8 protein-coding genes are annotated in these 22,375 nt (G+C 66.9%); 3 read left to right on the forward strand and 5 right to left on the reverse strand.

The window, feature by feature from the left end; translation table 11 throughout:
* Positions 1-22: 22 nt before the first annotated feature.
* Genes MA876_RS15980 through MA876_RS19355 form a run of 3 tightly spaced genes read left to right on the forward strand, consistent with a single transcriptional unit; the run spans position 23 to position 6,049 of the window.
* Complete coding sequence (locus MA876_RS15980; RefSeq protein WP_248151775.1) at positions 23-1,222, forward strand: DUF6361 family protein; 1,200 nt, start codon at positions 23-25, stop codon at positions 1,220-1,222.
* Complete coding sequence (locus tag MA876_RS15985; RefSeq protein ID WP_248151777.1) at positions 1,215-2,966, forward strand: hypothetical protein; 1,752 nt, start codon at positions 1,215-1,217, stop codon at positions 2,964-2,966. The genes MA876_RS15980 and MA876_RS15985 overlap by 8 nt, the downstream gene beginning before the upstream one ends.
* Positions 2,963-6,049, forward strand: a complete 3,087-nt coding sequence (locus MA876_RS19355) for a DEAD/DEAH box helicase (protein ID WP_248151779.1) — start codon at positions 2,963-2,965, stop codon at positions 6,047-6,049. The genes MA876_RS15985 and MA876_RS19355 overlap by 4 nt, the downstream gene beginning before the upstream one ends.
* 28 nt (positions 6,050-6,077) lie before the next feature.
* On the opposite strand, the gene MA876_RS15995 is transcribed toward MA876_RS19355, so the two are convergent.
* The 5 genes from MA876_RS15995 to MA876_RS16015 form a co-directional block, all read right to left on the reverse strand.
* Positions 6,078-9,386 (reverse strand): UvrD-helicase domain-containing protein, encoded by a 3,309-nt coding sequence (locus tag MA876_RS15995; protein ID WP_248151781.1) that lies wholly within the window; start codon positions 9,384-9,386, stop codon positions 6,078-6,080.
* A complete protein-coding gene (locus tag MA876_RS16000) occupies positions 9,383-12,430 on the reverse strand; it encodes a PD-(D/E)XK nuclease family protein (protein ID WP_248151783.1) in 3,048 nt (1,015 codons plus the stop codon). The genes MA876_RS15995 and MA876_RS16000 overlap by 4 nt, the downstream gene beginning before the upstream one ends.
* A 118-nt stretch (positions 12,431-12,548) precedes the next feature.
* Positions 12,549-14,336 (reverse strand): MrfA Zn-binding domain-containing protein, encoded by a 1,788-nt coding sequence (gene drmB, locus MA876_RS16005; protein WP_248151794.1) that lies wholly within the window; start codon positions 14,334-14,336, stop codon positions 12,549-12,551.
* Positions 14,329-17,577 carry a helicase-related protein gene (locus MA876_RS16010; protein ID WP_248151795.1) on the reverse strand — a complete coding sequence of 1,083 codons (3,249 nt, stop codon included), beginning with the start codon at positions 17,575-17,577 and terminating at the stop codon, positions 14,329-14,331. The genes drmB and MA876_RS16010 overlap by 8 nt, the downstream gene beginning before the upstream one ends.
* Positions 17,574-22,235, reverse strand: a complete 4,662-nt coding sequence (locus MA876_RS16015; protein WP_248151797.1) for a DEAD/DEAH box helicase family protein — start codon at positions 22,233-22,235, stop codon at positions 17,574-17,576. Before MA876_RS16015 ends, MA876_RS16010 begins: the two co-directional genes overlap by 4 nt.
* Positions 22,236-22,375 lie beyond the last annotated feature (140 nt).

A 22,375-nucleotide genomic window follows, 5' to 3' on the forward strand; every position in this document is an offset into this window, starting at 1 on the left:
CCCCGCCGAGGCTCGCTGCCTGATGCCGTCTCTCATCGCGTGGCTCGACGCGTCGAGCGAAGAGCAGCGCCGCATGCGCGACATCATCCGCCTCTTCGCCGAACGCGAGAGTCGCGACGAACTCGGTCTCGGACAAATTCGCGACGGCATCGCCGACGCACTGTTCCCCGGCACTTCCACGCTGCTGACGCGGGCACGGTACCTGTTGTTCGTTCCGTGGGCCTACCGCAAGGCCGCAGGGCGCAAAGACGCGACCGGCGACGCCGCACAGTTCGAGCGAGACACCATTCGGGCTTTGAAAGACGCGGGTGATTACGCCGGACTGCTCGGCATGCAGGCCGGCGAAGCGCTCAAGAACCTGCCGTCGGCGATCTATTGGACGATGCTTCGCCACTACGGCATCCTGTCCGACGCATCGCTCACGCGCGACGATGCGCTCCGGCTCGAAGGCATGCGTGCGGCGCCCGACGATCTCAGCGAACACAAGCGATTCCGCGCGTGGTCGACGACCCTCCCGGACGCGCCCGACGGCTTCCCGAAGTCGCTTCCCGGCGGGTTCGCGCTGCAGCGCGACGAGGCCGAGTGGCTCCGCGATCGCATTCTCGACCAGGCCCCCGACACCCTCATCGCTCATCTCGCCGTCGAACGCCCCGACCGCGAGAGCCCCGCGCCATGGGCGGATGCCGCCGCCATCGCTGTTTCGGGGGATGCGCACGTCATGCTCGACGATGCCCGCGCATTCTCATCACTCATGCACGGCGCCCAGTTGCTCTACAACCTCATGCTCGCCGAGGAATACGAAGCTGCCGGGTACGAGAAGCTCGCCGAACCGACCGCCGGGTTTCGCGACCGTCTCGACCGCTGGTCGGATGAGCTCATCGATCTGCGCTCCTGGGACCTCGACCTGCTGCTCGCCCGCGTCGAGCTGACCCGAGGGTCGCCGATCAATCCGCAGTCTCGCCGGTTCGTCCGCAACTGGCGAGACCTGCTCATCGAACACGGCAGCGCGATCGCCGACAGCGCCGAGTTGCGCGACTTCATGGCTCGTCGCGAGCGTCAGCACAAGGGCGCGCAGGCGAGACTGGGCAATCGTGCTCGCCTCGCGACCTGGGGCGGAAGCTCGGGCGCCGGCGCGCTCGTGTTCCGGTGGCCGCAGGTACGCGGCATCCTGCTCGACATCCACGACGGCCTCGCACGGAGGGACGGAGTGACGGATGCTTGAGCCCCAGTCCCGCGCCGCGCTGACGGAGCAGCTCAAGCCGCCGACCGGATTCGAGCTCGTCCACGCGGTCGGCACGACCTTCACGCTCGATCTCGCAACGGCTCTCGCGGTGCCGCTGTCTTTCGCGTCACATCGGCTCTCGGTGCAAGACGACACCCTCGGCGTGCTCGATGCGATCCGGCGCGCGGCAGATCGCATCGACATCTTCGCGCAGGCGGGCGAGATCTCTATGGGCGCGCGCTCTGATCTCGTCGCCTTCCTCGAACCGATGATCCACCCCGTCGCCGTGCGTCGCGGGCTCTTCCACCCCAAGGTGTGGTTCCTCGAGTACACCAACGGCACCGCGATCGAGTACCGCTTCATCTGCGCAAGCCGCAACCTGACTGCTGATCGCAGTTGGGATGCCGTCGTGCGTCTCGATGGCAAGCCGGGCGACAGTGAGGCGACCAACCGCCCGCTCGTCGATCTGCTCCGCTATCTCCCGGCTCTCGCCGTGCAGGATCTCGAGGACGAACGGCGAGCGCGCATCGACGCCCTGGCCGAGCGCTGGCGCACGATCGCATGGGAGCGCCCCGACCCGATGCGCAGCATCGCGTTCCATGCGCTCGGCATTCCCGGGTCGCAGATGCCCGATGTGCGCGGGCAACGTTCCCTGATCATGTCGCCCTTCCTGTCCGACGATGGGCTCGCGATGCTGCGCCGCGGCATCCGCAGTGAGACACACGTCGTCTCTCGGGCGGAAAGCATGGACCGCCTGAAACCACCGTCGTTGAAGGCGGTTCTGCACGTGCTCGACGATGCCGCGACATACTCGGGCGACGACGACGACAGCCCGTTCGTTCCGCCCGGCGAGCGTCTTTCGGGGCTGCATGCGAAGGCGATCGTCGTCGACAGAAAAGACGGCGCGCACGTCTTCCTGGGGTCGGCGAACGCGACAGCCGCCGCGTGGCAGCTCAACGTCGAGGTGATGGTCGAGATGGTGGGCTCGGTTCCGCAGGTCGGTGTGAACGCCACACTTGAGGCACTGGGCGACCTCGTCGAGGAGTACCAGACCGAGGGCGGCGCTCAGCCCGATCCTCAGGAAGAGATCGATCGACGACTCGAGGCACTCGTGCGCGGGCTGGCGCGGACGAGGTTCTCCGTTCGGGTGATCCCCGCCGGGCCGTTCGCCCTTCGCGTCTGGGCCGACGAGCCGATCGTGGTGAGTGACGACCTCACACTGCGCTGGCACCTTCTCACGCGTCCCGACGTCGGAGGCATGCACCTCGAGGGTACCGAGCCCGCCGAAGCGACGGTGCACAGCATCCCGCTCGCCGACATCACCCCCTTCATCGTTCTGGCCGTGCGCGATGCGCTCGGCAACGAGCGTCGCACGATCGTCGTGGCGCGGCTGCTCGACGACGTCGCCGACCGGCGGGATGCCGTCATCGCACGACAGCTCACCGACCGCGCGGCCTTCATCCGCCTGCTTACGCTGCTGCTCGAGCTGTCGGGTGCGTCGATCTTGTCGAGTGCAGGAGGCGGCGGTGCGGGCTTCTTCGGAGATCGGGATGCCGTCGGCACCGGTCTCTTCGAAGCGCTCGTCCGCGCGGTCGGCGACGGTCATCGCGGGCTCGCCGATGCTCGCCGCATCATCGACTACGTGCGCGCCCACGATGAGAAAGCGGTCTTGCCCGACGGATTCGATGAACTGTGGAGTCAGGTGTGGCAAGCGCACCTCGAGCTGACGGAGGCGGCGTCGTGAGCGCGGTGGACGTCCAGGCGGTCATGGCGGGCCTCAAGGGCTTCCAGCAGAACGCCGTGGACCACGTCATCGAGCGGTTCTACGGGCCGGAGTCGGCGACGGCATCGGGCCGCTTCCTCATCGCGGATGAGACCGGCCTCGGCAAGAGCATCATCGCCCGCGGGGTGATCGCTCGCACGATCGAGCACTTGCAGGATGTCGATCACGTAGACCGCATCGATGTGGTCTACGTATGCAGCAACGCCGACCTCGCGGCCCAGAATCTGCAGCGCCTCAATGTCACAGGTGACGAGCACGTCGGTATGGCGACGCGCCTCACGCTCCTCGCCAAGGAGAGCAAGAAGCTCACCAAGAAGGCGACCGGCGGGGGCAAGAAGGTGAACCTGGTCTCTTTCACGCCCGGTACCTCGTTCAGCGAGGGCGGGTGGCGCCAGGGTTCGGCGCCCGAACGCGCCATGCTGACCGTCATCCTCGACGAGCTCGTCAACCGCACGGACTCGGATCGCCGCGTCACCCGCCTGCTCATGCACGGCACGGTCAAGACCTGGCAGCGCTTCGACCAGTCCTATGTGCAACCCCTCCTCCGCGAGCTCAAGGGCGATCCCGACCCGCGCATCGTCGGAGCCTTCACGCGGGCGATCGAGGCCGACGGCTCGCTCGAGCGCTTCATCGCCCTACGCGACGAAGTTCGCGGGAGGAAGAAGGTTCCGAGCGAGCTCTGGCATCGCAACCACGACCTCATCGCGGAGTTCCGCCAGACGCTCGCGAAAGCGGGTGTCGAGACGCTGGAGCCCGACCTCATCATCCTCGATGAGTTCCAGAGATTCCGACACCTGCTGAATCCCGAGTCGGGCGATGCCGCCGACCTCGCGCACGCCTTGTTCCAACACCCCGACGCGAAGGTGTTGCTGCTGTCGGCCACCCCCTACAAGCCCTTCACGAACAGCGACGACGCCGAAGACGACCACTACCAGGACTTCCTGGCGACCGTGCGGTTTCTCGCCGGCGGCGCTCCCGGGGCAGAGCGTGAGGTCGCGGCATCTCTTGCCGCCTACCGCCAGTCTCTCGTCGTCGGCGGCGATGCGCACGCCGCGGCACGAAGTGTGCGTGACGCGTTGACTCCGCTCATGACGAGGTCTGAGCGGCCGCCCATCGGCGAGAACGAGGACCTGGTCGCGGTGCGCCAGCTGGCGACCAAGTCCCCCACTGCGGACGATCTGCGTGAATGGGCGGCGCTGCGTCGGCTGGGCCGCGAAGTCGACTCGCCCATCGACCTGGAGTACTGGAAGTCGATCCCCTACTTCGCGAGTTTCATGGACGGCTACAAGTCGTCGGACCGCGTGCGCACGGCGCTGGAGGGACCGCTCGCCTCCTCGGTGGGAGCGACGCTCGCAGCGACGAGGTCCCTGGAGGCAGCCGCCGTTTCTGCGTTCGACACCATCGACCTCGGCAACGGCCACTTGCGTGCGCTCGCCGACGAGACGATCGATCGCGGGTGGTGGAAGCTGCTGTGGGTTCCGCCGACGATGCCCTATCTCGCGCCAGGGTCGATCTACGGGCCGCTTTCGGACGGATCGGTCACGAAACACGTGCTCTTCTCGGCGTGGACGGGCGTGCCGACCGCCATCGCAGCACTGCTGAGTTACGAGGCCGACCGCCTTGCGGCGGGCGACCGCGCCCTGCTGCGTGAGAACACCCCCGACGCACGCAAAGCCGTGAGCGCGCGCCTCATGTACAAGCTCGCCGACGGCCGCGCCGCGGCCATGTCGACGCTTGCACTGTTCTGGCCGCATCCCGCACTCGCCGACCTCGGCGATCCTCTCGCGTTCGCACGTACATCGGGCGGTGTCGGATCACCCGACGCCCTGCTCGATGACATCGCATCGCGAATGGATGCCGCGGCCGAGACCGAGCAGGTCGCCGATGCCGTCTTCTCCTATCCGGGTCTGCTGCCGGCATCGCTCGCCGACGCGACGGCGGAGCAACTCGTCGAGCTTCGGTCGGAAGACACACGCTTCGCCGGCCTGCTGGAGCACGTGCGAGTGGCGCTCGAGGTGGGCTCGCCCGCGATGTCACACCCCGACCTCGGGCGCATCGCCGCACACTCGCCCGGCAACATCGCCTGGCGCGCACTGCGGTCAGTAGCAGGACCCGCGGTCACGCCGGCGGGTCTGTGGGCTGCCGCGTTCGAGCTCGTGCGAGGCATCCGTACACTCTTCAACCGCACGGAATCGATCGCTCTGCTCGTCACGCTGTATGGGAACAAGCAGGAGTACTGGCGCAGCGTGCTCGACTACTGTGCCGACGGCAATCTGCAGTCCGTCATGGACGAATACCTGTACCAACTGCTGAGCGAATCGGGCGGTGAGGACCTCGACGACGCCGGTCTCATGGCGCTCGCGCGGCGATGTGTCGAGTCGATGGAACTGCGACCCGCCCGCTACGTCGCCCGCGACAACTCCCCGTCGCGCGAGGAGATCCCGCTCATGGCACGCTTCGCGCTGCGCTACGGCGGCAAGTACGCGACCGAGGCGGATGACTCGTCGGGCGTGCGCCAGGGCGAGGTCCGCGCCGCCTTCAACAGTCCATTCGCGCCCTTCGTCCTCGCCTCGACGAGTGTCGGGCAGGAAGGCATCGACTTCCACTGGTGGAGCCACTCCGTCATCCACTGGAACGTGCCGTCAAACCCCGTCGACTTCGAGCAGCGTGAAGGCCGCGTCAACCGCTTCGCCGGGCACGCGGTGCGCAAGAACGTCGCGTCATCACATTTCGGCGATGTGCTGGCATCGCGGGATGCCTGCGCCTGGCGCGCCGCATTCGACGCCGCGACCCGAGCGCCCAACGACCTCGGCGAGTTCTCGCCCTGGTGGCTGTACCCGGGCCCCGCCCGGATTCACCGTGTGCTCGCGGAGTATCCGCTGAGTCGGGATGCCGCGAAGTACGAGCGACTGCGCAGCGCGCTGACTCTCTACCGGTTGACGCTCGGTCAGCCGCGGCAGGAGGACATGGTCGATATGCTCGCGAAACGCGGGGTTGATGGAACGGCGGTGCCGACGGTCGATCTTCGACCGCCGCGTCGGTGACCTGTCTGACCCCGCGAGCCTCGGGCGTTCAGCCCGTCGGTACCAGGACCACCCGACCGGGCTCGCCATTCGAGCGCAGGAACACGAGCTCAGCTCGGGCCCGCTCCCCCGTCGCGACCTCAAGCATGCGCGCGTACTCCTTCAGCTGAGGGGCGTAGTGCGCGGCGCGCGCGGCGCGAGCCTCGGCATCCGGAATCTCGTCCGTCTTGTAGTCGACGATGACGAGCGATCCGTCGCCATCGCGGAAGAGAAGGTCGATGAACCCCTCGTGCACGAGCTCGTCGTCGCCGGTCGAACCGACGTAGAGCTCGCTCCAGTGCTCCGACGAGAACGCCCTCTCGACGACGGGCGTGCCGAGTGCCGAGCGCACGAACGATGCGACCGCAGTCGCGAGTGTGGGGATGCCTTCCGCCAGAGCCTGGGCCTCGGCGACGCCGTCGACGAGCGAAGCGTCGCCGCCGACCGCCTGCAATGTGCCGTGCACCGCGCGACCGATGAGGTTGCCGTAACGGCCCTTCATCCACGGTGCGAGTTCGACATCGCGGACACCCTTCGCCTGACCGGCGACGACGTCAGCAGCCGCCGGCTCGTCGGCGATCGCCCACACCACCTCGGGCTCCGTGCCCTCCAAGCCGGACGCGGTGACCGCGGAAGGTCGGAGGGATGCGGCGACGACACGCTCGGTTTCGTCTGACCACTCCTCCCACGTCGAACCCGGTGCCGGCGCAGTGACGCGCGCCGCGGGCACGTCGCCGAGCGGACCGGCTTCGTAGACGTGGACGCCCGGTACATCGGCCGCACCCGCCTCAACCAGGATTTCCGCCGCCGTGGAGACGGCATCGCGCTCAGCGCGATGGAGCGAAACGACCAGATGATCGCGCGCGCGCGTCGTGCCGACGTAGAGCAGGCGCCGGCGCTCCTCGTCGTCCATCTGCTCGTCGATCGGTGCCGCATCGGCGAAGTCTGTGGTCTGCAGCGAGCTCGACAGGCTGACCGCGTAGCCACGATCACGCCACAGCAGCCGCACGCCGTTCTGCCGCTGAGGGTGGCTCGTAAGACCCGACAGCACGACCATGCCGAACTCGAGGCCCTTCGCGGCGTGCACCGTCATGATGCGGACGACGTCCAGATCGGTCTCCGGCAGGAGCGACTCGGCGACGCGCGCGCCATCCTGCGATTGATGAGAGGCCCAGGCGAGGTACTCGCGCAACCCGCCGTGACTGATGTCGCTCCACGCCCGGGCCTGATCGATCACGAACCGCACGCGACCCCACTGATCACGGGCGCGAGACGACGGCTCGGTGATCGTCGCGGCCTCGAGCACCCGTCGATCGATCGAGATCGTCGTGAGGAGCTCGGCCGGCGTCATCCACCGACTGCGTCGGAACAGGCCGTTGAGGTAGGTCATCGCGATCCCTACCGGTGTACTCGCGAGATCGTCGGGAACGGGGGCGGACACTGTGAACGCGCCGCCGTCGCGCTTGTAGATGAACAGGTCGTCGTCACCGCAACCGAAGAGCGCTGACCGCAGTGCGGTCACGGTCGCGAGCTGATCGCTCGGGTCCCCGATCGCGCGCAGGGCTGCCAGCAGCGATCGGATCTCGGTCGACTGGTATACGAGAGAGCTGGACTCGGTGCGGTAAGGCACGCCCGCGGCATCGAGCGCGTCCTCGAGGAAGGGCAGCGAGGTGCGGGCGGGGATGAGAACCGCGATGTCGCGAGCGGAAAGAGGTCGGAAGCGGGTCCTCTCGACCATCGTCCCGTCGGGCTGTTCCTCCATGTACCGTTCGCCGACAGTCCAACCCTCGGCGAGGGCTGTGCGGATCACGGATGCCACGTCGTTCGCTTCCGCCTCACGCTGAGGCCCGACCGGCGTGCGTGGCGGATGCGGTTCGACACCCAGCAGGGTGACTGTCGGCCCGACGAGCGCAGACCCGTCGTCGCCGGTCACATCGCGAACAGGTTCAAGCGGCTCATACCGCGGCTGCGCGCCGTGCTTCTCGACGATGATCCTGCCGAAGACGGTATTGATCCAGTCGAGGATCGGCGGCACGGTGCGGAAGTTGGCGACCAACGACCGGCGACCACCCAGGCGCTCGCCCGCTTCGAGGTACGTCGCGATGTTCGCTCGGCGGAACCGGTAGATCGACTGCTTGGGGTCGCCGACGACGAACAGCGAGCCGGGTGGGAGCACGATGTCGTGCCAGTGCTCAGCATCGGCATCGCGTCCACCGGCGATGCGCACCGCGAGCTCGATCTGAATCGGATCGGTGTCTTGGAACTCGTCGAGCAGGAGGCGCTGGTATTGCTCCTGCAGGGCCGCGCGGGCATCGGCGTCCGTGCGCAGAAGGTCGCGGGACGCGACCAGCAGGTCATGGAACTCGAGGGATCCGGATGCCACGCGCTCGCGCGCATCGTCGAGCACCGCGGCCGCGATCCATCGCGCCAGCGGGCGCAACGCCGCGTCTCCGTAGGCGGCGGCGATCGCCTGCGCGTCGGCGGCGAGCGCTCTGCACTCGTCCTTGAGCCGGCCGAGGTCGGGCCAGTTGCCGCGCTGGCCGTAGCCGAGCTTGAGGTAGCCGAGTTCGCGAACGAGCGCGAACCGCTCCCGGTCATCGCCCGCGTGACGGAAGCGCGACACCCAGTCGCCCACACCGCGCAGGACCTCCAGGAAGCGATCGGAATCGTTGCGGCATTCGCTCTCGGACTCGGCCAAGAGGATCGCCCGGCGCAGAAGCGGCGCCGTATCGGGCAGAACCATGCCGTGCTCGGGGGTTGCGAGCACATGCGACGGGATGAGGTCCCAATCGTTGCCGAACCTGCGGGCGAGGAAGCGAAGCTGCTCGTCTTTGACGCCCACCGCGAGGGCGAGGTGCAGCGATTCGGCCAGCGCGTCCTCTGCGAGCATCCGCCGCCACATCGTCGACCATCGGTCGTCGAACGCGACCGACGACCCGACCTCGTCGAGGACTTCGACCATCGGCGGCATTCCGGCCTGGATCGGGAACGCCGCGAGGATCCGTTGCGCGAACGAGTGGAGCGTGCCGATCGCGGCCGCATCGAGATCGTCGAGAGCCTCCTCGGCGCGAGGTGTGCCGCTGCGGTGCTCTTCTTCGAAGGCTTCGCGCAAGCGATCACGCAACTCAGCGCCCGCCTTCTCGGTGAACGTGACGACGGCGGTCTTCGACAGGCGTACGGGGTCGGCCCCGAGCACAGACTCGACGACGCGACCGACGAGCGCGGACGTCTTGCCCGATCCGGCGCCGGCATCGACGAAGAGGTTCTCGTCGAGGCTCGTCCGGATCTCGTGGCGGGCGGGCTGATCGGGCAGGCTCACAGGGCTCCTCCGTCGCGGGCGACCACGGACGGGTCGAGAAGTGTGTAGAGCTTCGCGAGCACGACATCCGTTCGCTTGCGTTCGCTCGCGCCGCGGACGTGACCGTATCCGACGCCGTCGGGATTGCAGTATGCGCACTGCACCCACAGGAAGTCGTCGTTCGCGGGCGGTCGTGCGAGGAAGAGCCCGTCCCGGATCCCCGCCGCGAGAGTGCCGAGAGCACCGCGGTAGAGCTCCTCGAGGTGTTCGTCGAGGGTGACCTCGACCCGCTTGCCCCGGTCGCGACGGCCGATGAACCAATAGCCCGCGTCAACCGGATGTTCCCCGAACGCCGCCTGCGCGGCGTGTGCGTACAGGGGCAGCTGAAGTTTGCGTCCGGCCGCGACGGGATCTGTGCCGATGTCCTTGAAGCCGCCCGCGCTGCCGGTCTTGAAGTCGGTGACGATGAGTCGGCCGTCGCGCGTCTGGTCGACGCGGTCGGCGCTGCCTCGCATCCCGATCGCACCACCGTCGACATCGACGTGTACGGCCGGTTTGCCCTTCATGCCGAACGCCAGCTCGCTGCCCACGATGCGCGAGCCGTGACGCGCGTGCGCCTCGTCGTCGAGATCGAGGAACAGTTCGAGATCCCGAAGGATCACCTCGCGTTCGCGCTCCCACAAACGCGGGTGGCCCGTAAGGCCGCGGCGCTCGTAGTCGTCCATCACCTCATCGGCGATCGTGCGCATCAACGCCCGATGCTCCGGCGTCCACGGTTCACCGAAGTCCGGGCGATCCGCGGACTCGGTCGTGAGACGGTCGATCACCTCGTGCACGATCGAACCGAGGTCCCATGCACGGATGGAGAGGATCTCTTCGGGGCTCTCGAGTGGCCTCGCGCCGAGGAGCCGCTCCACGAAGAACGCGTGAGCGCAGCCCGCGTAACCCTCCAACGCCGTGGGCGAGACCAGGGCGCGCCCGTCGGCATAATCGGGCAGCCCCGCGACCCCGTTGAGGTTGCCGTCGAAGCGGGTGAATGCCTCGTCTCGGCGAGCGTCGATCAGCTCGACCGCGGCATCCACCGCCCTGTCTCCGTCCAGCGTCCCTCGGCCCGCGAGGTGGCGCAGCCGCCATTCCTGACGAGTGGCAGGCCGCTCGGCGCGCGAGACGCCCTCCCAGTGCGAAGCGACGGTGCGGAGGCCGGATGCCTCGCTCCACTTCGTCGCCGCGAGTGCCGGGATGCCGGAGAGCGAACGGATCGTCGGCATGAGCCAACGGCTCGGGAGCCGCTCGGCGCCCCGGCGCAGATCGCCGCGAGGAAAACTGGCGGTGACGTGCGCTGCGGCTGAGAACGCGGCCAGCACGGCACGATGCTGACGACGGATGCCGTCACTCGCGGTGGGAAGGGCTCCTCCGACGAGCTCGCGCACGGCATCGGGAAGGAGCGGATCGCTCGACCGGCGGCCGGGGTACAGGTCCTCAGAAAGCCCGAGCACGAAGACATGGTCGACGTCGAGCGACGGGGCGCTGCCGATCGGCCCGACGAAAACACCGTCGCCGAACCTTCCGACGCGCGGTTTGCGGGCGTCGAGATCCACCTCGAGGATCTCGCGCACCCCTGCGACGTCAGCGTTGCCCAGGCCGTCGAGCTCGGCGATCGCGCCCAGCGCGACCTCGATGGCCGTTGCCGCGCGCTGTTCCTCTTCAGGCAGGCGGTTCCGCGCGTCGGTTCTGCCGATGTAACGGTGAAGGAGGCCGAGAGCCCACTCACTGAGCGCGGCCCAACTCGTGAGCGATCGACCTTCTTCTAGGCGGTGGCGCAGTTCGACGATGAACGAGGCAAGCTCCTGCGCTTCGGCGATCGATCGCTCCCGATAAGCGAGACCGCCCGCGCTCGCGTCGGGGTTGTCGCGGTCGGCATCCAGCCGAGCCTGCTCGCGCGCCACGTGATCTGCGAGGCGCTCCGACCAGTCGCCGTCGGTCACGCCCGCACGGCGGCTCAGCTTCTCCCACCGGGTGCGCGGAGTCGGCAGGTTGCCCTCGCCGAGTCGGATCGGTGCGCGCCCCAGCCAGTCGAAGACCGCAACGCGGCGAAGGCTCTCGGGTTCGAGAGAGAGCAGTGTGAGGAACGCGTCGGCGATCGCGCGGTCACGCAACGGCCGCACGCCCGGCCCGTTGGTGGTGATGCCCACCTGCGCGAGGTGATCGTGCACGAGCCGCGCGTACGGGACGGCGACAGGATGCAGAACCGCGATGCGATGCGCGGGAACACCGCGCGCGAGCAGCGCGCGCACCTCACGCACGATCGCGCGCACCTCGTCGTCAGAGTCCGATGCATGCACGACCGCGTTCGCGAGTGACTCGGCATCGACATCGGCCACGTCGTCGCGGTCCACGGCCCGGTTGCGGGTGACGCCGACGACAGCACGGAGGCCGGATGCCTCGTCGAGCGCAGCGATCAGTGCGTACTCGGACGGCGTGGGCTCTTCGGGGAGGTAGAGGATGATCGTGCCGACCGCGCTGAGATCCGCGCCCGCCTGCACTCGGAGGGTGGCATCGGCGAGTACGGCCACCTCATCGCGACGACCGACGGACGCCTCGACCGTGACGGCTTCGTGAAGTCGCACAAGGTCCGCGCCGAGGACGCTCGTGCTCGCGATGCGGGTGAGCGCATCGGCGTCGCACTCGCGGAGTTCGCGGTGCGCACGCACGAGCGCACGGACGGTCGACGGATGCTCCGCGACGGCGGCGAAGCACCCCGGATCGGATGACAGCACACGCCGCCACAGTGCCGTCAAGAGCGCGGTGGTGACGGGACGCCTGGTGTCGCCCCCGGCTGCGAGCACCTGCTCCGCGAGCCGGCGCAGCGTCGTGACTTCGACGGCCGCGACGCCACGACGATCCCCGACGCCCTGCGCCAGCGCGCGTCGAATCGTGATCGCCGCAATGTTGTCGCGCGCGAGGATCGTCACCGGCGCGAGCGGGTCGTTCGCCTTCGCTTCGCCGACGAGTCCCCTGAGCTGCCCTACGGCGTCAGCGCCGTATCTGGCCATATGCGTCTGCATGCGCCCTCCTCCAGAAACGACCATCTCCAGCGCGGGCGGCAACTGACCCAGGTTCCCAGAACGGCGGCGGGTTCCTTCGCGTCTGCTCGGCGATGTGGCAGCGCGGTCGGCCTCCACTTCAAATCCTCTGCCCGAGGATCGCCGCCAACACGTCCTCGAAGTATCCGCGCACCGACTCACTCCCGACGATCAAGGCTCGGTCGAGCAGCAGGTTCTGCGATTCACACGATGTCTCCGACGCCAAGCTGCACGCATGGCACGCCGCAAGATTCAATCCGTCGATGCTCTGCGGCTCGGATTCGATGCAGACCGGATCGTTCGGGCACCACGCTGCCTGCTCAAGCGCTCGAATGATGGCCGATCCGAGGTGTCGCGGCTCGCCCTGACGGACGAGTCCTCCGAGGGTCCCTTCGATGTCGGATGAGGTCGTGTAGATGAAGACGCCGTAGTCGCCGTCCGACTCGCAGTAGATGCGTTCGCGGATGGATGCCGCTGTGTAGCCGCTCCCGAATGCCAGTTCTCGCATCAACAGGTGAGCGAACGTGTGGAGCAGCACATACTCTGGCGAAACGACATGCAGCCGGTTGCCGAGAATCGAGGCATTCTGGTGCGTGAGCAAAGCTTCGCCTCGCCGCTGCACCTCCTCCTGTGCTGCCCAAGCCGCCACCGCGTCCGGGTCGAACCGGAGGAAGACTCCCTCCCCGTACCCCTCCACCGCCGGCAACCACTTGCGCTCGTGGGCAGTGAAAGGCACCGCCGCCTTCAGCTCGGCATCCGGGGTGTACCGACGGAATCCGAGAACCGCTCGAACGTCGCGAAGTCGATCGACCAGCACGATGTCCGTGATCAAAGCCGCAAGTCCGTCACTCGCGTCGCCTCGACCCCGAGGAAGCCGAGCGGGACGCGTATGAAACCCTTCCACGGGTGCGGTTCCGGCGACGGCCGCGATGAACGCCTCATACTCGTCGGCCTGAAGTCCGCTCCGCGTGGCGCGGACGTCGACGTCGCCGGGTGCTGCGGGGGGCTGCGCCGCCGCGATCACATCCGCCACCGGGATTCCGGTGTCCAGCGAGATCTGTCCAGCGAGCATGTCGCGCTGAGCAAGATCGGTCGCGCCGCGCAGGGCGGTGAAGAACACATGACTGCGTATGGCCTCGAGATCCTGTTCAGATCTGCTCTCCACCGCGGGGATGTCGATCGCGCTCATCGTGTCCGAGAAGTGCAGGCTTGTGGCACCTCTCTGCTGGGGATCGATCGGCTTGCCACACACACCCCAATCACGCTCCCACGGCTGCTTGCCACGACATGTGAACCCCTCGACCGAGAGCACATCCCGGCGAAGCTCGCCGAGCGTACGTCGGTGACCGCAGCGCTCACATCGAACCTGCAGGCTGCTGAGACCTTCGGCGCGTCCCTCGGCAGACTCGAACTTGAGCTTGTCGTCTGCCTTGCAGTCGCCGTCCGCCGATCGGTGCATCCACTCGACCCAGGGCACGTCTGCGATATGGCTGTTCGACGTGCACACGGCGACGAATCGCATCGGCACAAGTCGCCCATCACAGGCGGCTTCTTGGCAATGCGGCAGACCACCCGTCTCGAGAGAGCGAGTCCACTTGATCATGCGACGGCACCCCTGGCAGAACAACCAAGCGGGGAACCGCTCGAACTCGAGCCCCGGTGTCTTCTGATCTTCCGGCGTGTGCGTGGTCGGCGCGGCCCAGAGATCGTCCACGCCGAGCGCCTCGGCCAGTCGGTCCGATCGCACCGCGCGGCGCAACTTGCTCGGCGGCCACTTGTCACCCGTCGGCACCATGAACGACTGGCCGAGGATGTCCACGATCGCCCCCGGCCCATACGGGGATACCGTCTCCGATGCGCGGACCGTCTTCACCTGCACTTCAGCCACGACGCTCTCCATTCGCCCGCACGCGGACCACCTCATCCACATTTCTCATCGAGTTCATGACGGGCCATCCCTTGCCTGGATCGGTGAACTGTCTCATCAGACGCTCGTCATGGTCGCGAGACGAGTAGACGAGCTTCTTCCCCTCTTGTTGGACACGGTTTCGCGCATCCACCCACTCGAGAACGGCGTCATCGATCTCACTCGCAACGACGGATGCCTCGTCCTCATCGGCGAACTCCACATGCCGCTTCAACAGTGCCACGGCCTTCTTCACGGGCGCGGAGTCAGGGTCGAACAGCGACGCGTCGCCGTTGTCCGAGAGCCCGACCCCATGACGAACGAGAATCACGAGGGCAGCCCGGATGGCACGTTTGCGGGCTTGAAGAGACCACGGGGTGACACTGGACGGTTCGACGAACCGGTAGAACGCGCGGTGGTATGCGCCGAACGACTCGAAGACGGAACGGTCACGGGGCTTGCCCGATCGGAACATCGTGACCACCAGACCGGGAGTCTTTCCACGGCCGACGCGCGAAGTGGCCTGAATGTACTCGGACGTCGTCTTGGTGTGACCGTTCACGAGCATCACACCGAGTCGACTCACGTCGATGCCCACCGACATGATGTTGGTGGTCGCGAGCGCGTCGATGACCTGTGCGTCGTCGGGCCCCTTCTCCAAGCGTTGCAAGAGAGCGATCAGTTCCGCTGAGTCGACGTTCCCGTTCAGTTCATGCACACCGTCGGATCCAAGCTCTCGGGCAGAACCCTCGGCCTTCTCACGTCGGATCAGGTTCGATGGCACGTCATCACGGAGGATGGTGACGGTGCGCCCCAGCTCACGAAGGCTGTTGTGATAGACCACGAGCGTCCAGTAGGCGTCTTCAGCCTTGCCGGACAGGTTGACCGCCTGCGGAGCGTTGAGGATCTCTGCCGACAGCTGACCTACGGCCCAGGAAGGCGTGTGCGCTTGCGGCATGATCCCCAGGTATCGGCGCCCCGCGGCTTCGGGGTCGGGTTCCGAGAAATAGTTGTCGTCGGCGTCGACACCCGCGGGTGGGAACGACTCGACCGCCTTCGCCATGAGCCCCTGCACTTGTTCGATCGACGCGCGGGTCGTCGCGGTCGACGCCACGACCTTCGGTGCAGTCCCATTCCACCGGAGCAATCCGCCGATGGCTGCCTCATAAATCCCGACGATCGTTCCGAGAGGACCCGAGAGCAAATGGAGCTCATCCTGGATGACCAATGACGGCGGAGCGGAGACGCTCTTCACCCCGAACAACTTCGACCCCTGCGGAATCCACGCGAGCCGCGCAAGCTTGTCGACCGTGGCCACGAGCATTGTCGGCGGGTTGTCGTACAGCCCTTCGTCGACCACCTGCACCGGGAGCCGGTCGTTGAAGGGACACGTTTCGTCGGGACAGAAGAACTCGAATCCGTGGGCGGATGAACGAACTCCGTACGCCCGATCGTTCGAGGTGGAACGCGGCGGCATGATCGACGTCCCGCACCACGGGCACGCGAGCAGCTGGAAAGGGTTCTCCGGCCGAGCCTGCGAGCGCACCTGACGCATCTGCTTCTCCGCCGCCTTGTAGGTGCCTGGAGTGGTCGAGTTGCCGAGCCACATTCCGATCGAGAACGCGGGCGCGTCGTCGAGCCGTTCGTCATCGGAACGCATCAGTTCGAGCGCGCAGATGAGTGTCGCCGCGCGCTGGAACTGTTGAGCGGTGAGCAGACGCATCGTGTACCGGGTGAGGACGGCGAGCCCGCCACCCTTGACTCCGTCGACGATGCGCCGACGGATCATCTCGACAGCCGCCAGGCCGAGGTACGCCTCGGTCTTGCCACCACCTGTCGGGAACCAGATGAGATCAACCAGTTCGCGGTCGTCGTGTTCGTCGTCGACCGTGGACGCGAGCGCACTCAGGATGAATGCCAGCTGGAACGGGCGCCACTGAGGCTCATCCTTGCCCCGATCGGCGTCCAGCGCCGAGCCGTATCGCACGTCCTTCTCGACGAGGTCGCGCTGCCGAAGCATCTGCCAGCGCATCGCCCGGTTGGCCATTTTGAATGCTGTGAGTACCCGTGGGTCGCCTGCCAGGATCGCGATTCCTTCCTCGATACGGGATGCTGCGCGCTCCTGTCGGGCGACGATGTCGGCCGCCACGCTCCGGAAGTTACTCACCTCGCCGTCGGCGATGTCCCTCTGGCCGTCGATCCACACCCGATAGTCAGTGACGATCTGGGTGAGCGCAGCAGAGAGGTCGACACCGGCGATCGCCTCGTCGGACAGCCAACGCATCGAGTAGATGTCACCCGATCCGACTTTCGCGCGGATTGCCGCGACCTCCACCTCCGGCAGCACGGTTGTGGTGACGAGCGTGGGCGCGTCCTCGGGCGACCACTCGACGGCTACGCCGTGGCCGATGGCGAAAGCAGGCTTGTCGCGGTATCGGAACGCCAGTTCGCGGTCTTCGTCCGTCGCGTAGACGTCGCCCTGCGGGTACGGCGAAAGCCCGTGATCGTCGACGCATGACATCGACACCTGGAACAGGCACACGTCCGCGTGTCTCTTGGCCTCGCCTGTCGCGACTTCCGCAGCGTTCGACAACGACACGGTGGTGAGCCGTTTGCCGTTGTGGATCCGCGACCTCCATGACAGCGTGGCGCGTCCCTCGAGTACGGCGACGGATCCCGACCCGGTGACCGTGACCATGTGCCGTGCGGAGAGTGGCCGACGCTTCCACGCCTCGCGCTTCTGATCCTTCGTCCCGCCCGCCTCACCAGCGACTGCGGTGTCCTCGGCCGACGGGTCCACCTTCTCGTAGACTCCGGCGGCGATGTTCACGGCGATGACGTCGCTCGAGTGGACGAATGACACGCCCAGCGATTGCGGGGCCCACCCGAAGGCGCCGGTGATGTTGATCCCGGTGTCCTCTTCGTCACTATCACCCGTGCCCGCATCGACGTCATCGTCCTCGGTGTACAACTCCGGCACGTCGAGCGGCGTCTCGTCCGTCTCCTCGACTTCTACGTCCTCGACGAACGCCACGGGTGCGACCCCACGCTCGACCGGATAAAGCGTGCCCACGAGGTAGGCATAGACAGGGCTCCGTTCCAGTACCTCGGCATCGCCGCCGAGTGGCCCGAGCCACCTCTTACGAAGCTCGGCGGTGACGGCATCCCGCCCCTCTCTCGGATCCGATACGGGCGCTGGCAGCGTTTCGAGGATGTCCGTCATTTCTTGCTCCAGAGGTAGTCGAACTCGTTGTAGGCGAGACGTTCGCCGAATTGTTCGAAGGTGTCGGCGACGTTCACGATGAGGCACCGGTCGGTGCCGCCGTTGGCCGGCCCGCGTAGACCTCGACCGACCATCTGTAGATAGCGATTGGGACTGAACGTCGGACGCGCGATGTAGAGGGCGCGCACCTTCGGTGCATCGAATCCCTGTGTGAGCAGGTCACAATTCACCAACACCTGCGACTCCCCAGACTTGAACCGCTCGACGACTCGGCGTCGCTCCTGCTTTCGCGCGCCGCCGTCGATGGAATCTGCGCGGACACCCTGCAGAACGAGAAGCGCGGCGATCGTGTGGGCGGATGCGACGGATGCCGCGAAGACCAGCACCGGCCAGTCGGGGTTCTTCGTCAGCAGTGCCTGAATGTGGTCGACCACCCCCTGCGTGCGGCCCATGTCCTGACCGATGAGGGTCAGCATGTTCTTCGTGACCTCCTTCATCCGGCGGAACTCCGCGTCCTGATCCCCGACCCCGACCGAAACGCCCGACAGGATGTCGTAGTCGACTTCGGAGAGCACGTCGCGTTCCCGTAGCTCGCCGATCGGATCCTCCGGATCCAGAGACTCAAGCCGGTTCGACCCGAATCGTTCGACGAAGCGGCGATTGAGCTCTTCGTTCCGCCCGCGGAATGGGGTAGCGGTCAGGCCGAGAAGTGGCCGTTCGGTCCGGTTCGCCGTCAACCCGAGCGATCGGAGGATCTCCGTGTAGGTCTTCGTACCGGCCGTGTGGGCTTCATCGATGACGACGAGGCCGGGCCGTGTCAGCCATCCGTATTGGGGTTCGTTCAACCGACTCGCGAGCGTGTCGTCGATCGCGACGACGATCTGCAGTTCTTCCGTCGATTCATCGAGCTCATGTCCCGACCAGAACCTACTCACGTCCAGCGGTCGTTCGTCGCCCATCCAGCGCCACACCTCGGCGAATGCCGTGATCGCCTGCTCGCAAAGCTCCTCGCTCTGGGCTATCCAGAGGATCGGGGCCTCGACCTGCCGCTCTTTCAAGAGATGGAGGATCGCCTCGACCGTGACGCGTGTTTTGCCGGCACCGGTCGGCAGATAGAGCAGACCGCGCTTCTTCTCGGGATGGTGAGTCGTCGCGAGCTCCGTGATCTGAGCCGCGAGCGATCGCTGGAAATCGTGCAGCTCGTTGAGGATGACCTGCCCCTGAACCTGGGTGACAGACATCCGCCGAGCCTCCCGGGTGCCCGCGAACGAGGTGTCGAAGCCCAACCGCTTCACGGCGCTTTGAGCGGTGGCCGAGCCGTCCCACTGCTTGGGCACCGGCACGCCGACACGTGCGAGGTCCTCCCGCACGGCGCGCACGGCATCCTGACCCTGTACTCGTATGAACAGCTCTGCGATCTCGCGATCGTCCAGCTTCCCGGTCCTGGATTCGACTGCAGGCAGAAGTCCCTTGGGCAATCGCTGGCGGAGCACATCCGCGCCGACCAGGATGAGCAGCCGCTGCTCGTTGTTGCGAGCCGCCTGCGCACGTTCGATGAGCTCGCTCCGTCGCATCGATTCGTCGTCGCGCAGGACCCCTCGGACGTCGTCCGCGGTGAGGCGAAGGTCGAGCTCGCGCGAAATCTGTTCGAGTGCGCCCTGATGGTCGAGGGAACGATCCACGACCACGACCCCGTCCTGGACAGCCGAGGTGAGAGGCCGCTTCGACTCGCCGTGGATACTTCGGAGAACGCGCGCGATCGATTCCGCACGGGCGATCCGCTGCTTTCCGAGGCGGGCGACGACGCGTCCCTGGAGGCTCGGGTATAGGTCGAGCACCGGCGTAGACTCGCCCAGACCAAGAATCTCCAAAGATTGCTGGAGCGCCTCTCCCGGGAGCAGGAGCGCCCAACGACGCACGAGATCACCGATGTCACCTCCCGTCGGGATGTACGCCACCCCAGCTTCGTCGAGCGCGGTGACGTCGGCCGACTTCTCGGCGACCGCCACCTCATGCGGCGGGGTGAGCGACACGGTGCCCCGCGACACGGCCGGGATCACGTCCGGTATCGGGATGGAGTCGCGAGAGGCGCTGAGACGGAGCAGCTCAGCGAACGGCTCGACGACCGCGGGGTTCAACGGGTAGCCGGCTCGCGAGAGGAAGTCGACGAGATGTGCGTCCGACACGGATGCGAGTTCGTTCGGCAGCCCCACGACCGTACTCACTTCACCGTCGATGACCACCGGGAGAAAGGCGCCGTAGCGCGAGAGGCGCCACGATACCGCGTCAGTCAGCGATCGGACTCCTTGTGTGGTGGCCAGGCGACCGAAGTTACGCGCGGCCCACCACTCGAAGGATGACGCAGGGATCTCCGCCGTCTTACGACCGCCGAGCGGCACGTTCAGGGTGATCTCCCGACTGCCCATCGCGGTCAGGATCTCTCGAGTCCAACTCACTCGCTCTTCGTCCGTCAGCTTCTCCTCCAGCACGTCGAGTGGGCCCACACCATCGGCATCGGGCACGATGATCCGCACACCACCGATTCCCGAACGGGCAAGGAACGCGCGCGCCATCTGCTCGATCGAAGACACGTACCGGACTCGCAAGCCGTCGCGCCCGAGCGGGTAGCCGGTGACAGGTCGGGGCGAGGCGCCGGCTGCGTGCACGAGGGCCATGCTGGGAACCAGATCCGAGTCGACGTGGCGAACGGCGACCGACGGAGCGAATGCGGGATTCGAAAGCATCTCGCGAGCCGGGCGCCAGGTGCCCGCTCTGGTCGGCAGATGGATGTCGATGCCTCTCCCGCGCACATCCGCGATCGCCCGCACTGCGGTCTGTGGAGTCGCCGAGCTGACGACGTTCCAGAAGCGCCCCCAGTCCAGCGGAGACCAATGATCGGAGGCACTGTTGGCAAGTGCGATCGCGGTTTCGTCAGCCGAGACCACCCGGAACCCCAGCGAGCGCAGATCATCCGCGATCGAACCGAAAGCGGCGAGTGCGCGGTCGACGATATGGACTCCCGCGGGGATCGCCGCACCCTCGAGAGGCAGCAGTACGGTCGAGCTCGCGTCGACTCGCGCCCACCGCCCACCCTCCAACGGAACGATCGGCGCCGAAGCGACCGCGTCCTTCATCTCCGCCGAAATCGGCGAAAGTGACGCCGCGATCGAAACCGCCGTCTCGACACTCTCGGCGCCGCGATCATGGACCAGTTCTTGAAGCCAACCCGCCACGCCCACTTCTTTGGGGGAACGCTGCTCGTCCGACCCTCCCAGCAACGTCCGGAGGCGCGCGCGACGCGTCGCCGTGGTGAAACTCTGCCAGTGCGGCAGGTTGTCACGCGGTGCGACCTCCTCCCAAGCTCGGACCGCCGCAGCCGTCACAGGCGGACTCTTGAGCTCGGGCACCCGCTCGAAGTAAGTCGGCACGCGCAGGCGGCCACCGACATCGGGGATCATCGGTCGACTCGACGCCTTCTTCGGGATCTCGTCCGAAAGGAACCTGTCGGCATTGCTCCGGATCTCGCGGCCGCGGGCGGGGAACAGGTCGAGATGCGCAGCGAAGTCAGTCGGGGTGGAAGCTCGAGCCACGACGTCGAGGAAGAGTTCCGCGGCCACGCCCAGCATCGCGCGATTGAGCTGCGAACCGGGGATGAGCGTGGTGCGGTCGTCGTTCACCTGCCAAGGCGCGTTGAAGACGCCGCTCGCAGTCGTCTCGTCCTGAAGCGGGAACCACGCCCACAGCCGCCCGACTCCCGCTCGTCCCTCGGGCCGCACGGCGTACGAGACCGTCATCGACTCGCGGAGCGATGTGGCGCTGAGCGTCGATGAAACGTCGATCGTCGGACGGTACTCCCTCTCGGCGTAAAGCCACCGCTCGCGCTCCTTGCCTGGCGCGACCAGGTGCACCTCACCGTCGTCCGGGTGGCCCTCACGAGTGAAGTCCTTCGACAGTGGCGCGGACCCGGGCGACTCCTGAACCGTGATGCGGAGCCGTTCCAGTGGCTTGAAGAACAACAGCGCTTCGACGTCGAAGTTCGAAAGCTCCTTCCGCAGCCGGTCACCCTCGCGGGTCAGCGGGAGCTTCACCACCGTCGTCGCCCATGACATCAGCTCCGCCAGATTGGGATCCTCCGCGGCGGCGACGGCCGGGTCGGCGAGCGTAGGGATCCGCAGAAGCGGCAAGCGGCCGCCCTCGTTCGGGATGCCGGCGAACAGCTCGGCGGTATCGGGGGCGTTGAACTCGAAGCTCACGCCCCTGCTGTAGATCTGCGGGTTGTCCGAGATGCCGAGGACGCTCTTGAACCCGAGTCCGAACCGCCCGATCTCGTCTCCGCGCTTCGTGCTCAAGAACGCGTACGTGACCGCACGCACACCTTCGCGACTGAATCCCACACCCTCGTTCGCGCAGTAGAGCGCCCCGTCGGCGAGGCGGAACTCGACCATCCCCGTGCCGCCTCCTGCGCCGATCGCGTCGACCGCGTTCTGCAACAGCTCGCTGATCTGCCGCGTCCCGTAACCGCCCGTGCGGAAGCTGTCCTCCTGTCGCACGTGCTCGGTCAGCAGATCCGGGTCGTTCTCGTACGTCCGCAGCGCGGTCGCCTGTCGTTCCTCGATGTATTCCTGCAGCGCAGGTTCCATAAGCTCCGGCCAGCTCATCTTCGTTCTCCCCATTCGGAAGCGGCGGTTCCCCGCGGCACCGAGCACCTCAGCCCAGCCGACAGACGTTACGGACCACCTCCGACATCGGGCCCGTGGCGGCTCCGACGCCGACCCTCCCGAGCATAGGGAAAGATGAG

This window comes from Microbacterium aoyamense (genome assembly GCF_023155855.1).
GTDB lineage: Bacteria > Actinomycetota > Actinomycetes > Actinomycetales > Microbacteriaceae > Microbacterium > Microbacterium aoyamense.